Origin of the sequence: Rothia sp. HMSC075F09 (assembly GCF_001810515.1) — a bacterium.
Lineage (GTDB): Bacteria > Actinomycetota > Actinomycetes > Actinomycetales > Micrococcaceae > Rothia.
Genome location: NZ_KV801763.1, coordinates 38,413 through 38,700, shown reverse-complemented (window position 1 = coordinate 38,700; position 288 = coordinate 38,413). Strand labels below are relative to the sequence as shown.

1 pseudogene is annotated in these 288 nt (G+C 53.5%); it reads right to left on the bottom strand.

The window, feature by feature from the left end:
• Positions 1–266 (bottom strand): annotated as a pseudogene (locus tag HMPREF2749_RS00505) (DUF6318 family protein); the annotation flags it as partial.
• Positions 267–288: the final 22 nt, after the last annotated feature.

Genomic DNA, 288 nt, shown 5'->3' with positions numbered 1-288 from the left:
TCCCCCGTCTCCTTAACATAAAACGCAAGGTCTTTAGCCTTGGTCGTGTACAGGGTGCTCACCAGGATATTACGGCTCGTATTTTTAGGTTTCTCACCCGCAATAAGATCATCAACAACGTTGGCGCTCAGCACATTCTTATCAGCCGAAATAACCCAACCGCGCTTCTCCCTGTACAGGCGAAGAATTTCGGGGTGCAACACCTTTTCCGGGTCCGTGACCTTAGAAAGAGGCTCAGTATCGCCCGGCAAGGGGTTGCCCTGCATGGTGCTAGCCTGCGCGGGCACG